The sequence below is a fragment of the Streptomyces sp. NPDC004561 genome, assembly GCF_053602155.1.
Genome location: NZ_JBSGDB010000258.1, coordinates 1 through 12,414, shown reverse-complemented (window position 1 = coordinate 12,414; position 12,414 = coordinate 1). Strand labels below are relative to the sequence as shown.

Genomic DNA, 12,414 nt, shown 5'->3' with positions numbered 1-12,414 from the left:
GCGGCAAACCGCCGCTCGCGCCGCGAGCGCTGCTTCAGCCTGCGCTTGGCGGACTTCGTGCCCTTCTTCTGCAGCTTCGCTCGCAACCTGAGCTGCCGGGCCCGGTACCGGTTCAGTCTGCGGCCTGCGAAGACCTCACCGTCGGATGTCGTCGCGATGTTGACGACACCCAGGTCGACGCCGAGGAACCCGTCCGGGTTCGCATTGAGCTCGGCTTCCGGAACCTCGCACGTCGCGAGGAGACAGAAGACGCCGTCGCGTTCGATGAGGTCCGACTCGCCCTGGCGGTACCCTCGCAGGGTCTTGAGCTGGTCTGCGGAACCGGCATCGGCCCCCATCCCGAAGTCTGCACACGGCACGCCACCGACGAGCAGAAGGCGGCGTCTCTTGCGGCGCTCGAGATCCCCGTGGACATCGCCACAGCCGATCCCGCCGCGGTGTTCCCCGAGGTGTCCATCACGCCGCAGCGTCTCATCTGCCACAACATGAACGGCTGGGTGGCCAAGATCCGCGGCACGAACGAGAAGTACGTGTACGCCCGCACCTTCCTCGGTCGCGGCCGCACCGCCCCGTACGGGTGGCCGCTGCCCGGGAACGGCCTGTACGAGTGCCGCGAGACTGGACCGCATGGCAAGTTCTCTTGCTTCTTCGTGGTCAAGGGCATATTCCGCCGCAAGGTGCAGCTGGTGACCCCGGAGCAGGCGGCGAGGATGGCCCGACGGATGGGGCGGCAGCCCGCCGACTGATGCACGGCCGGAGTACCGTGCGATCTGTCCCGCCGATGAGGGTCCTCGGGGCGGCCGGGCGGTCGAATGGGGCCCGGCGCCTGTGCTCAGCTGCCACTGTGTCGGCAGGCAACTTCCGCACTGCCAAGGGGGCCCGTGCGCCGTATCGTCATGCTCGTTCCCGTCATCCTGCTCGCCGCTGCCTGCAGCAGCGCCAAGCCCACCGTCGACGGCGGTGTCCCGATCGGTAAGCCGTCCCCATCACCGTCGGTCAGCCCGAGCGTCACGTTCCTTCCCGATGACGTGATGACATCTCTCGGCGCCATCGGAGCCGACACCAAGAAGATCGCCCACGACGGCGGGGGCGACGCCGAAGCCGCCGACTGCCAGAAACTCGGCACCGACGCGAGTTCGGCGAGCGTCGAGACCCTTCCGAATCCGGACTGGCAGACCCAATGGCGCAAGACCATGGGCGAATTGCAGAAGGCCGCCGACGAATGCTCCTCCGGTCAGAGCACCGGCGACATCGCGACCCTGCAGCAGGGTCTGACCGACGTGACAGCAGCCGACGAGGACCTTGCAACTTTCCTCAAGATGACCGGCTGAACCCGCCACGCCGACCCCCACGCCCGAGCGCGCCGCCGTCGAGTTGGCGATCCGCTACGAGCGGGCACAGGGACGCCAGGTCATCTACGTCGGCGATGGCTGGCCCCTGGGGCTCTCCGGCGAGGTCCGGGAGTGGGCCCAGGGCGCCACCCGGGTGCCCGTTGCTTCACGTGCGACTTGGTGGCGCGCGGCCCGGATGGCGGCTTGGCCCGGTTGATCGAGGTGAAGGGTAAGGGTGGGCGCGGCACGTCGGTTTCGATCACCGACCGGCAGCGTGAGGCGATGCTCGACCTTGGGGCGGACTGGTGGTTGTACGTCGTGCTGGGCTGCCGGACGGCCCCAATCCTGGTCGTGGTCCGGGAGCCGAGCAGGCTGCCTTGGCGGTTGAACACTCCTGCTCGGGAGCTGCCGGAAGGTCAGTACAGGGGAGTGAGTGATGAAGGTATATGGCTCACGATGCCTTCGGACGTGCTCGCCGCCGGAGAGCAAGTCGACGTCTCGTTGTAATGCTGCGGGGTGCCCCTAACCCCATAGGGGACGCGGTTAGGTTGCTTTGACCTGCGGATTTCGCGGCCCGCTGCACGCGTGCGGCACATCAGGGCGCCGCGCCGCGATGACCGGAAGCGAGTGGCCGAGCCTCACCAGGCGGTGTAGCGTGGTGACCAGCAGTCGTGGTTCCGAAGTCCCGTTCGCCCGTGATCGCAATCGCGGGCGTTTTTGCTGTTCAACGCCTCTCCGGACCAGGGCGATCACCTCCGGATCCCGCACGGTGTGGGACCCGATACGAGTCCTCTCGAAGGAGACAGGCACATGGCTCAGGGCACTGTGAAGTGGTTCAACGCGGAGAAGGGCTTCGGCTTCATCGAGCAGGATGGCGGCGGCCCGGACGTCTTCGCCCACTACTCGAACATCGCCACCCAGGGCTTCCGCGAGCTCCAGGAAGGCCAGAAGGTCGAGTTCGACATTACGCAGGGTCAGAAGGGCCCGCAGGCGGAGAACATCCGCCCCCTGTAACGCCGAACGCAAAGGAAGCCCCAGCCGGGATGCACCACCGGCTGGGGCTTCTTCGGTCTTAGAGGTCCTGACAGAAGCTGTTGATCATGTGACTTTCGTCTTGGACGGTCGTTGGGTCGGGTGTGGGGAAAAGTCAGTCGCGGCCTTGGACCGTGTCGGATGAACTGTGGTCGCTCATCGAGCCGTTGTTGCCTGAGCCGGCACCGAAGGCGGTGGAGGGGCGGCCGCGGGTGCCGGACCGGCAGGCGTTGTGCGGGATCCTGTTCGTGTTGCACACCGGCATCCAGTGGGAGTACCTGCCCCAGGAACTGGGCTTCGGCTCGGGGATGACGTGCTGGCGGCGCATGGCGGCATGGAACGAAGCCGGCGTGTGGGACGCACTGCACCTGATGCTGCTGAAGAGGCTCCGGGCCGCGAAGAAGCTGGACTGGTCGCGGGCGGTGATCGACTCCTCCCACGTGCGGGCCGCTCGACGGGGCCCAAAAGCGGCCCCAGCCCGGTCGACCGTGCGCGGCCGGGCAGCAAGCACCACGTCCTCACCGACGCCCAGGGAATCCCGCTCGCGGTGTCGCTGACCGGCGGAAACCGCAACGACGTCACCCAACTGCTGCCCCTGCTCGACAAGGTCCCGGCCATCGCGGGTGTCGTCGGCCGTCCCAGACACCGGCCCGACGCGATCCTCGCCGACCGTGGCTACGACCACGACAAGTACCGTCGCCTCCTCTGGCAGCGCGGCATCCGACCCGTGATCGCCGAGCGAGGCCATCCACACGGCTCTGGCCTGGGCATTTTCCGCTGGGTCGTAGAACGCACGATCTCATGGTTCCACGGCTTCCGGCGCTTGCGGATCCGCTGGGAACGACGCGACGACATCCATGAGGCATTTCTCGGTCTCGCCACCTGCCTCATCACTCACCGCCACGTCCAACGGCTTTGTCAGGACCTCTAAGAGGCGCTGGCCGCAGTGAGCCGGGGGAGAGGCAACTACAACGCTCAGACTCGTTGACCGAAGCGCTTGGTCACAGCGCCGTGGCCGTGACGGGGGCTGCGTGCGCGGGTTTGCCGGACATGACCCGACGGATCAAGATGGTGGGCCTGGCGGCCGCCAGGCCCGTCGTCGCTGTACCCGCGCACGCGTCGGCGGGCCGGGGTTGCGGGCGTTAAGGCGTGCACACGTGGATGAGTACACGCGTGCACACGACACGGGTCGGGCGGCCGGGGAAGGACCGAGGAGTCGGGGAGTGGCGCTGCGAGGGCGCCCAGGTAGAGGGGCGCTGCGAGGGCGCCCAGGTACGGGTCGGCCCGGACTTCCGTCCTCGGCCGGAGTTCGTCGACTGGATCAGCTCAAGGGCCTGGTCACCTTCGTCCGCAACCGCGATGAGCGGTGCATGGTGGGCCGGGATGCACCCAACGGCACCCGCATCATCTTTCTGCCCGAGCAAGAGCGACCACCCGCCAGACCGTTCCGGCTGCCCGCCGCATCTGACGGTGACCAGCTCATTTATGCCGCACATCAGCTGCGGCGGCGCCCGAGTGCTGGGCAGTGCTGGGCGCCTGGGCTGCGTGCAGCGGGTGCCGGGGGCGTGACCATCCCGACGTCCTCGCCCCCGCACCCGTCGTGTGGTCGGCCGCTCGCGCCAGCCTCAGTTCAGGTAATCGGCGACGAGCGCGGCGAACTCGTCGGGAGTGGTGAGACGGATGCCGAGGTCTTCGGCTTTGGTGCGCTTGGACCCGGCGTTGTCGCCGGCGACGACCAGGGTGGTTTTCTTGGACACGCTGGAGGAGGAGCGGCCGCCGGCCCGTTCGATGAGTTCGTTCATCTGATTGCGACTGAGCTGTTCCAGCGGCCCGGTCATTGCGCCGGTGACCACGACCGTCATCCCAGCGAGCGAGCCGGCGGCTGGGGTGGTGGTCGCGGCACCGTTGGCGCCCGGATCTGCGGCCGTCGCCGACGGGGGAATGGCGCCAGGCTCGGTCATGTTCACCCCGGCCACAGCGAGTTTGTCGATCAGCGGGGCGAGCTCGGCGAGCTCAGCGACGATGGACGGCGCCTTCTCGGGACCGATGCCTTCGACCTGCTGCAGCGCTTCGGCATCCGCGGCGCGGATGGTGTCCATGGTGGCGAAGTGCCGGGCGATGCGCCGTGACATGGATCGACCCGTCCCGCGGACGCCGAGCGCGCACAGCACCCGCGACAGCGGCTGAGCCTTGGCCGCAGACAGCGCGGCGAGCAGGTTGTCGGTGCTGGTTTCGCCCATCCGCTCCAGTGCAAGGAGCTGATCGCGGGTGAGGGTGAACAGATCGGCGAGATCGGCGACCAGGTCCGCTTCGACGAGCTGCACGACGCGGGTGGCCCCCAGGCCTTCGATGTCGAGCTGGTCGCGGCCTGCCGCGTAGGAGAGGGAAGCCACCAGATGGCAGTTACGGCCCTGCTCGCAGCGCCAGCGTTCCTGACTGGTGTCGATGCCGGAGCCGCACCGCGGGCACACCTCGGGGAACAGGATCGGCTGCTCGGCGCCGGTACGCAGGTGGGCGACCGGGGCTTCGACGCGGGGGATGACGTCGCCGGCGCGGTGGACCATGACGTGGTCACCCAGGCGTAGATCGCGTCGGGTGATGTCGGCCGGGTTGTGCAGCGTCGCGTAGCTGATGGTGGAGCCGTCGATCTCTACCGGTTCCAGGACTCCGCGCGGGGCGATGATGCCCGTGCGGCCCACGTTCCACTCCACATCGAGAAGCCGGGTGATCTTCTCGACGGCGGGCAGCTTGTAGGCGATCGCCCACCGCGGGGCTCGCGAGCCGGATCCCGCGGCCTGCTGATCGGCGGCAAGGTCGGCCTTGACGACGATGCCGTCGATACCGAACGGCAGCTCGGCACGCAGCGCGGCGATCTCCTTGATGCGAGTGAGCACCTCGTCAGTGGTGGCGGCGGTGATGCCGGGCACCAGGGTGGTGGCGGTCGTGTTCACACCCAGCTCGGCGGCCAGGGCCATCAGTTCACTGTGCGCGAGGGCCGTAAGCCGCTCGTCCAGAGCGTCGTCGGTGTCGGGTAGCGGCAGCAGGCCGTAGCCGAAGAAGGTCATCGGCACCGTGTAGGCGCGGTCCTTGGCGCGCAGCGTGCCCGCTGCGGCGTTGCGCGGATTCGCGAACGGCTGTCCGCCGTGTGCGATGCGTGTCTCGTTGGCGTGCTCGAACTGGGCGGTGGTCATCAGCACTTCGCCGCGTACCTCCAGCGAGACCGGCTCGGCCAGCTCGCCTGGTAGGCCCTCGATGGTGCCTATCGCGTGGGAGACGTCCTCACCGGCCGTCCCGTCGCCACGGGTGATCAGCCGGGCCAGCCGGCCCTGGGTATAGCGGGCGGCGACGGCCAGCCCGTCGAGTTTCGGCTCGACGCTGAAGCGTTCCGCCTCATGGCCGATCCGTCGGGCCAGTGAGGCCGCCCAGGCGGCGAACTGCTCCGGCGAGAACACGTTGTCCAGGCTCAGCATCGCCACTGTGTGCGGCACGTCGCCCTCGGCCGCTCCGCCGGCAACCTTCCCGGTCGGAGAGTCGGGCAGCACCTGGTCGGGATGATCGGTCTCCCATGCGGCGATGCCCCGCACGAGCCGGTCGTAGGCGTCGTCGTCCAGGGCCGAGGTGCCGCCCGCGTAGTAGGCGGCCGCGGCCTTTACCGCGTCCTCGACCGCCTGCGCGTAGGCAGCGGCATCCATGATCTGCGCGATGGGTGTCGTCATGCCCGCCATCCTGCCTGCCACCACTGACAACGCCCCCGCAAGAGCGCCGGCATCACCACCGCGGAGGTGATGCCGGCCATGGAACTGGCTGTCGGGCAGCCGGCAGCCCGCGCCCGGCGTCTGGAAGTCGTCACCATCACCGATGCCGAGTGCCGCGCCCGGATCCACCATGCGGCCCACCTGGCAGAGACCGCCACGTCGCCTGACGACGTCGCCGAATGCGTACGTGTCCAGCTCGTCAGCCCTCTGTATCTGCGGGGCTGCCACTTCCGCATGGCCACCAGCTACTTGGTGAAGTGACCACCGGAGCACAGCCCGCGGTTTCCGGTACGAGTTCACCGAGCGGGGAAGGTGAGCCGTAGAACGATCTCGCCGTCGTCGATCTCTCCGGTGGGTTCGAAACCGAACCTCTGGTAGAAGGGCCACGGTTCGCCGTCGCCGGGCTCGTAGCTGGTCAGCAGCTCGGTGGCGCCGTCTGCGCGAACGAGGGCGGCGATCTGCGTGAGTGCCTCTCGGCCGATTCCTCGCTTCTGGTATCGCTTGTCGACGAGGAGGCGCCAGATGAAGTGCCGCCCTTTGTAAGGACCAGCCGGCGGCTTCCAGGACAGCATCACGAAGCCGACCGGCTCGTCCCCGCGGTAGACGGCGCGGTACCAGGGATTGGTCTCCGGCTTCTTCGCCGCTTCCTTGAGCGACTTGGACACGGAGGCCACGAACTGCTTCTGGTCACGTCGGACGCGGAGGGCACGAACGGCATCCTGGTTGTCGTCGGTGATCTCCCGTAGGTGCACGCTTGGAGATCTCATGCAACGCCCCTTCCTGCATCCGGCAGCTGCGCCGTCCGGGCCGAGGTGAAGAGCCGCCGCCGTGCGGCAGTCGGTTGTGTGTACGCGTCGTCAAGGGCAGAAGGTCGGACGTTCTCGCAGCGTATGCGGCATAGCGGATGCGAGCCGGGAGCGGCACGCCGGGCCGTGTCCGCGCCCGAGGCAACCCCGTTGACCTGGGCTGACGTAGACGCACCATGATCCGGCGACGGGTAGTACACACGGCGCCCCATCGTCGGCCTCGATGTCCTCACCGGTGTCCTGACGGCATGCGGCCGCTGCGGGACCGGGCAGCCGGGCAGTTGGAGGCGACCGGACAGAGGATTTGTCGCAGGCCGGGAGACAGATCGCTGCGCGGACCAGCGGGCGGTGCGGACGGCCGAGTAGGCATACGCGGCAGTCGGCGTTCGGGCGGCTGGACAAGACTGTGGTGGGACCTTTGGCCGGGCTCCTGTGAGGTCGCAGGTGCCCGACCGGCCGCGTGCAAAGCGCCGCCCAGCCGGCCGGCGATTCCCGGAGAGGACGGCTCGAAGCGTCAATCGTTCGGCGGGTCAGGCCTGCCGAACGGCGCCGTGATCAATCCTCACAGTCGATCGCCGGGCCGTCCGCGGCGCGACCTTGCAACTGCCCTCGGCTGCCGCGTCAACCGTGACCCTGCTCGATGTCCAGATGGATCGGACCCCGGAGAACGGGGCTGGGCCGGTACGGCGGCGGGTCGGCGACCAGCCTGGGGCGGTCGAGCCGGCGTACCAGCTCGGTCAGCGCGATCTGGGTTTCCCGCCGGGCCAGCGGGCCGCCGAAGCACGAATGGATGCCGCTGCCGAACCCCAGGTGCTGGTTGTCACGCCGATCCGGGTCGAAGCGGTCGGGATCGTGGAAGCGCTCCGGATCGCGGCTGCCTGAGGCCAACATGAGCATGATCTGCGAACCCTTGGGGATGACGGTGTCGCCGACGGTGATATCGCTGTACGCCGCTCGCCAGGGAATGATGTGCACGGGGGGCTCGTAGCGCAGCAGTTCCTCGACCAGCGGCACGACGAGTTCCGGTTCGCGGCGCAGCCGCTGCAGCACTTGCGGGTGGCGCAGCAGCGTCAGCATGCCGTTGGTGATGAGGTTGACGGTGGTCTCATGGCCGGCGATGAGCAGCAGTTTGGCGGTGGCGACGATTTCGGCGTCGGCCATCCGACCGTCGGGCCCGTCGTCGTTGGCCAGCCGGCCCAACAGATCGTCGCTCGGCCGGCCGTGTCGCTGTTCCACCAGGCCGCCAAGGCACTGACGCAAGTCCTTGCGGGCCTGTACGCCCTTGTCCAATTTCTCCTTCGGGTCCGTCTCGGGGTCGTAGTCGACCGAGTTCATGATGTCGTTCACCCAGAGGTGGAACCTCGGCTCGTCCTTGCGTGGCACGCCGAGCAAGTGACAGATCACGGTTACGGGGAGAGGGAAGGCGAAATCGTCGACGACGTCGATCCGGTCCCTGCCCGCCAAATCGTCGATCAGGCTGCCGACGGTGGCGGTCAGGAAGCCTTCGAACCCGGTCACCAGCCCAGGGGTGTGCGGGGGGCCGAATTGACGCATCGCCGTACGCCGCACGCGATCGTGCTCGGGCGGGTCCATGTGGATGAACGACGACGCGGCCCCTCCCTCGGCTGAGGGCGGACGCGACAGATTGCGCACGTCGGAGCTCAGATGCGGGTCATTCAGTATGTCCCTGATCTCGCGATAGGTACTGATGACGTAGCTGCCGTCCTCCTGCCGAGCCACCGGCGTCTCACGCAACTCGGCATACAGCGGGTACGGGTCGGCCCGGGCGGAGTGGTCGAAGATCCGTTGCAGCGTGCCGGGCGTCTTGGGCGTGGTCGTCTGGCCTTCCTTCTGCCGATGCTGGTGCATGACCGGTACGCGGCGCTCACCCGGGTCATGGCCTGTGACGACCACGGTGGCGCCTTGAGCGAGCAGGGCGGGGCCGGGGAAGTCGACGGGCATCGGTTTCATGTCGGCCGGCTGGTCGGGCGTGGGGGACGGGGGCGGAAAAGGTGCGGTCGTCTCGATCAAACGTTGGTAGTGGTGCAGCCACCTGGCGCTGTTGAAGCTCACGGCAGCCGTGACGTGGCCCCGATAGCCATATGCGGTGACGAAACGGCGGGCGTCCAGCGATCCCTGGGTGACGACGACCTCGTCGGCGAAGGTCGGTACGCCGACGGACTTGATGTTGACGCCGAACTGGATCGACCAGAACAGCGGGATGGACAGATGGGGCCGGCGGTCCGCCTGGCCGCTGACCATGTTGTGTGCCGCGACCTCGGCCTGTTCCACGGCGTTGGCCCAGTGCTCCATTGAGATGAGCCGGTATTCGTAGACGGGGTTCGGGCAACGTGCCACGTCCCCCGCGGCGAAGACGTCCTCGGTGACGCGGCCATTGGTGTCGAGGGCGCGGCAGCCCGTGTCGCAGGTGATTCCCCACACGCCCGCCGCCAGTCCCGACTCCCGCAGCCACTCGGTGTTGCGGATGCTCCCGAGTGCCACCACCGCCACATCGGCGTCGACCGTACTGCCGTCGTCGAAGTGAGCACGGCGAAACCGTCCCTGCGCGTCGCCCTCAAGCCGGGCGACCTTGACGCCGCAACGCAGGTCGACGCCGTGAGCGCGCTGCAGGTCCGCCGCAACCTCGCCGATCACGCTACCCAGCGCCCCGACCAGCGGGGCCGCCCCGAGCTCGGCGACGGTCACCGGGATGTCCCGCTCTCGGCAGACGGAGGCGATCTCGGAGCCGGTGAATCCCGCACCGATGACCAGAACGCGGGAAGGGCCGGCGGCGAGGGCCCGCTGCAGGCTCTCGGCATGCTCGCGCGTACGTACGACGAACACTCCGTCCAAAGCCGCCTCGGACTCGACGAACCAGGGCCGGGCCCGTACCCCGGTGGAGATCAGCACCCGGTCGAAGGGAACCTCGCGTCCGTCGGCGAGTCGCACGTGGTTCGTCGCGAGGTCCAGCCCGCTGGCGGGCACGCCCAGCAGCCACTCCGCATCGGTGCTACGACCGCGGGGCAAAGCGGTGCCCCCTGCAGGCACCCACCCGGTCAGCACTTGCTTGGACAGCGGAGGCCGGTCGTATGGCTCGCCCAGCTCGTCGCCGATCATGGTCAGCGATCCTGTGAAGCCTTCGTCCCGCAGCGCCTCCGCGGCCCGCAGTCCGGCCAGTGACGCTCCTACGACCACGATGCGGCCATCGCGCTTGAACGCTCGCAGGTTGTCGGCACTGGTCATGACGGCGACGCCTCCGCCGGTGCGTGCCGCGCCTCCAGCCGGTCGACCAGAATCGCCTGGATCGGGTAGGCCGCCGCGGCGCGGAGCACGTCGTCGCGCTGGGCGTCGTCGGGGTTCGGGTCGTACATGAGCGCTTCCTAGCCGTGCATCCGGAACGCTTCCGGAGCCGGGAACGTGCGTTGGGCACACCTCTCACATCAGGAACGGTCAACGACAACTTTCACCCCGACCTCCACAGGGAGTGGGAGCTGCACACCCTCAAGCCGGCGCCACTCCGGCGCTCGACAAGGGGGGATTCGGCCGCTGCCCACCCCTGCGAAACGCGCGGGGGTGCACCGCACTCGTCGGGCCTCTATGGAAAGAATTGATCACCGCGGCTCAGGCGGCCGGCGCCTGACCAGAGACCTAACCCTGGTTGCGGCCGCAACTTGGCTACGTAAGCGGCGCTCTTTTGGATTGCCGTTTCGACGGAAACCGGGTGGCACGGTGCGCCGGAATGCCGTCAGAGGATCAGCGTGACAGCGGCACCGATACCGGCGAGCCCGATGGCCCGGGAGACGAACGCCTGACATCCAACGTTGGCATCAACGACGCTGGACAGCGGCGTACCTGGGGAGAGAACCGGCGTGCCCGGCACGGCAGCGAGACGCCGAGTCTGCAGAGGTCGGATCGACGTCCCAAATCGGGTGTCACAGGTTCGATCCGGACGGACACCTTTGATGCTCAGGCTTCAACTCAAGGGGCTGGGCGATGCGCCGGAGATACGGGCTGCGTCAGGACGGAGGCCGGCGCGGGCCCGACCGGGCGCAGCGTACACAGGTGGTTGCTGCCGGACGGATCTCCAGGCGTTCGGGAGGAATCGTTCCGCCGCAGCCTTCGCACTCTCCGTAGTGCCCTCGTTCGAGTCGTTCCAGTGCTCGGTCCAGTTCTTCCAGGTGCTCGCGTGCCCGCGCCATCAGGGAGGCCACGTGGGCCCGCTCGAAGGCGGTGCTGCCCCCCTCGGGGTCGTGCTCGTCATCAACTGCGACCAAGGCGTTCGCCGCGACGATCCCGTCGAATTCGCGGCTCAGCGCGGCCGCCCGCGCGAGGGTTTCGGCACGATCGGCCGCAAGGCGTGCGTGGGCCGCCGCGACGTTGGACGGGCCACGCGCGTCATGGCCGTACGGGGATGGATCGCCCATGCGTGCGACAACGCCGATTCCCGGTCCGTGATTCCCCCAGTCACCCACGCCCCGCCGCCTGGGCCGAGCGCGCAACGCGGCCGGTCACCGCAAGGGGGATGCGCCGGGAGGGTGGCTGACGTCGGCCGGGAGGGTCCGTCACAGCCGCATCGACCTGACACAAGGACGAATCCAGGACGGCCGACGGACCCGTGTCCATAACGTCACCGTGGGGCACTCAGCCGTTCCCGCGCAACGAGAGGGACAGCAACGAAACGTTCGGTCAAGGCATGAGTGGTGGACAGGACGATGGCCATCGCCGCTGTCACCACGACCGGAGTGCCCCAGGCCCATGGCTGACCGATGGGTCGGTGGGACCGCAAACACCTTGGCTGGCCGGCACTGAGCTGCGACGATGCCTCTGTATGCCCAGGCGGAGGATCTTTGTTCGTTTTCGTGTGCGCGGGGTGTGGCGCTGATCTGACCGTCCCGCTGTCCGAGGTTGCCCTGCCGGCTCATGCCCATCAGAAGTACGGGAGTGGGATTCAGCTCCCGGTGCTCATGGAGCCGGGCACGTTCGCGGTGGATCCGGAGCCCTGGGGGCCGCCGCGTCGGAGGTGGGAGAGGATCGATCCGGACGAGGCGGCGGCCCGCGGCATCTACGCGCCGGTCCACGCCCTGTCCGACGGCATGCCGGGCGCGATCGTCATCGCACCCGGAGATGCCCGCGGCACCCGGCTGATCCCGGAGAAGTGCGGGAGTGCCTGCTGCGGCCTCGACGGGGCCGACGGCCCCAACATGGTCTGCGAGGCGTGCGGCCTGCCCGTGGCGAGCAGGATCGACGACTGCTCGCTCTGGCAAGCGGTGTGGCTCGCCCCAGACGCCGTGCGCCGCCTCCTCGTCGGCGCCGCCGACGCCGCCCCGCTCTCGTGGGAGGAGTTGATGGCGGAGGGGAAAGGCACGCCCCCGTTCGAGCCGGTCGCAACGCGTGGGGGGCGGACTGGTTCTCGTACGGGCTCATCAGCGAGTACGGCGTCTTCTTCACCTTGGCCGCGAGCGCGTCCACGTCCGCCTTGCTCGCCTTGGC

The 12,414-nt window shown here is 68.5% G+C and carries 9 protein-coding genes and 5 pseudogenes; 7 read left to right on the top strand and 7 right to left on the bottom strand.

Going from position 1 to position 12,414, the window contains the following annotated elements; all coding sequences use genetic code 11:
• A pseudogene (locus tag ACWEN3_RS28410) lies at positions 1 to 320 on the bottom strand (transposase); the annotation flags it as partial.
• A gap of 87 nt (positions 321 to 407) precedes the next feature.
• Here ACWEN3_RS28410 and ACWEN3_RS28405 point away from each other — a divergent pair.
• The 5 genes and pseudogenes from ACWEN3_RS28405 (at position 408) to ACWEN3_RS28385 (ending at position 3,294) form a co-directional block, all read left to right on the top strand.
• On the top strand, positions 408 to 746 hold the full coding sequence (locus ACWEN3_RS28405; RefSeq protein ID WP_452976418.1) for a hypothetical protein: 339 nt from the start codon (positions 408 to 410) through the stop codon (positions 744 to 746).
• Positions 747 to 881: 135 nt separating this feature from the next.
• Positions 882 to 1,331 (top strand): hypothetical protein, encoded by a 450-nt coding sequence (locus ACWEN3_RS28400; RefSeq protein ID WP_452976416.1) that lies wholly within the window; start codon positions 882 to 884, stop codon positions 1,329 to 1,331.
• 132 nt (positions 1,332 to 1,463) lie between these two features.
• Entirely contained in the window at positions 1,464 to 1,838 is a 375-nt protein-coding gene (locus ACWEN3_RS28395) for a DUF3883 domain-containing protein (RefSeq protein ID WP_452976414.1), read from the top strand.
• 303 nt (positions 1,839 to 2,141) lie between these two features.
• Positions 2,142 to 2,345 carry a cold-shock protein gene (locus tag ACWEN3_RS28390; RefSeq protein ID WP_452976412.1) on the top strand — a complete coding sequence of 68 codons (204 nt, stop codon included), beginning with the start codon at positions 2,142 to 2,144 and terminating at the stop codon, positions 2,343 to 2,345.
• 122 nt (positions 2,346 to 2,467) lie between these two features.
• Positions 2,468 to 3,294, top strand: a pseudogene (locus tag ACWEN3_RS28385) (IS5 family transposase).
• Between the two features lie 694 nt (positions 3,295 to 3,988).
• On the opposite strand, the gene ligA reads toward ACWEN3_RS28385, so the two are convergent.
• The gene (gene ligA / locus ACWEN3_RS28380) at positions 3,989 to 6,079 is read right to left on the bottom strand and encodes an NAD-dependent DNA ligase LigA (RefSeq protein ID WP_452976410.1); all 2,091 of its coding nucleotides are present in this window, start codon (positions 6,077 to 6,079) and stop codon (positions 3,989 to 3,991) included.
• A gap of 78 nt (positions 6,080 to 6,157) precedes the next feature.
• On the opposite strand from ligA, the gene ACWEN3_RS28375 reads away from it, so the two are divergent.
• On the top strand, positions 6,158 to 6,379 hold the full coding sequence (locus ACWEN3_RS28375; RefSeq protein WP_452976408.1) for a hypothetical protein: 222 nt from the start codon (positions 6,158 to 6,160) through the stop codon (positions 6,377 to 6,379).
• Positions 6,380 to 6,414: 35 nt separating this feature from the next.
• On the opposite strand, the gene ACWEN3_RS28370 is transcribed toward ACWEN3_RS28375, so the two are convergent.
• The 5 genes and pseudogenes from ACWEN3_RS28370 to ACWEN3_RS28350 form a co-directional block, all read right to left on the bottom strand.
• On the bottom strand, positions 6,415 to 6,885 hold the full coding sequence (locus ACWEN3_RS28370; protein ID WP_452976406.1) for a GNAT family N-acetyltransferase: 471 nt from the start codon (positions 6,883 to 6,885) through the stop codon (positions 6,415 to 6,417).
• A 660-nt stretch (positions 6,886 to 7,545) separates the two neighbouring features.
• Positions 7,546 to 8,622 (bottom strand): annotated as a pseudogene (locus ACWEN3_RS28365) (cytochrome P450); the annotation flags it as partial.
• Between the two features lie 177 nt (positions 8,623 to 8,799).
• Positions 8,800 to 10,167, bottom strand: a pseudogene (locus ACWEN3_RS28360) (NAD(P)/FAD-dependent oxidoreductase); the annotation flags it as partial.
• Positions 10,164 to 10,295, bottom strand: coding sequence for a ferredoxin reductase (locus ACWEN3_RS28355; RefSeq protein WP_452976404.1), 132 nt, complete (start codon positions 10,293 to 10,295; stop codon positions 10,164 to 10,166). The gene ACWEN3_RS28355 and the pseudogene ACWEN3_RS28360, both read right to left, overlap by 4 nt.
• A 645-nt stretch (positions 10,296 to 10,940) precedes the next feature.
• Positions 10,941 to 11,348, bottom strand: coding sequence for a TraR/DksA family transcriptional regulator (locus tag ACWEN3_RS28350; protein ID WP_452976402.1), 408 nt, complete (start codon positions 11,346 to 11,348; stop codon positions 10,941 to 10,943).
• Positions 11,349 to 11,771: 423 nt separating this feature from the next.
• Here ACWEN3_RS28350 and ACWEN3_RS28345 point away from each other — a divergent pair.
• Positions 11,772 to 12,414: pseudogene (locus ACWEN3_RS28345) on the top strand (hypothetical protein); the annotation flags it as partial.

Excerpts from the sequence above, each read along its gene's own strand:
- ACWEN3_RS28390 (WP_452976412.1), top strand. The coding sequence starts at position 2,142 with ATGGCTCAGGGCACTGTGAAGTGGTTCAACGCGGAGAAGGGCTTCGGC.
- ligA (WP_452976410.1), bottom strand. The coding sequence starts at position 6,079 with ATGACGACACCCATCGCGCAGATCATGGATGCCGCTGCCTACGCGCAG.
- ACWEN3_RS28375 (WP_452976408.1), top strand. The coding sequence starts at position 6,158 with ATGGAACTGGCTGTCGGGCAGCCGGCAGCCCGCGCCCGGCGTCTGGAA.
- ACWEN3_RS28370 (WP_452976406.1), bottom strand. The coding sequence starts at position 6,885 with ATGAGATCTCCAAGCGTGCACCTACGGGAGATCACCGACGACAACCAG.
- ACWEN3_RS28355 (WP_452976404.1), bottom strand. The coding sequence starts at position 10,295 with ATGTACGACCCGAACCCCGACGACGCCCAGCGCGACGACGTGCTCCGC.
- ACWEN3_RS28350 (WP_452976402.1), bottom strand. The coding sequence starts at position 11,348 with ATGGGCGATCCATCCCCGTACGGCCATGACGCGCGTGGCCCGTCCAAC.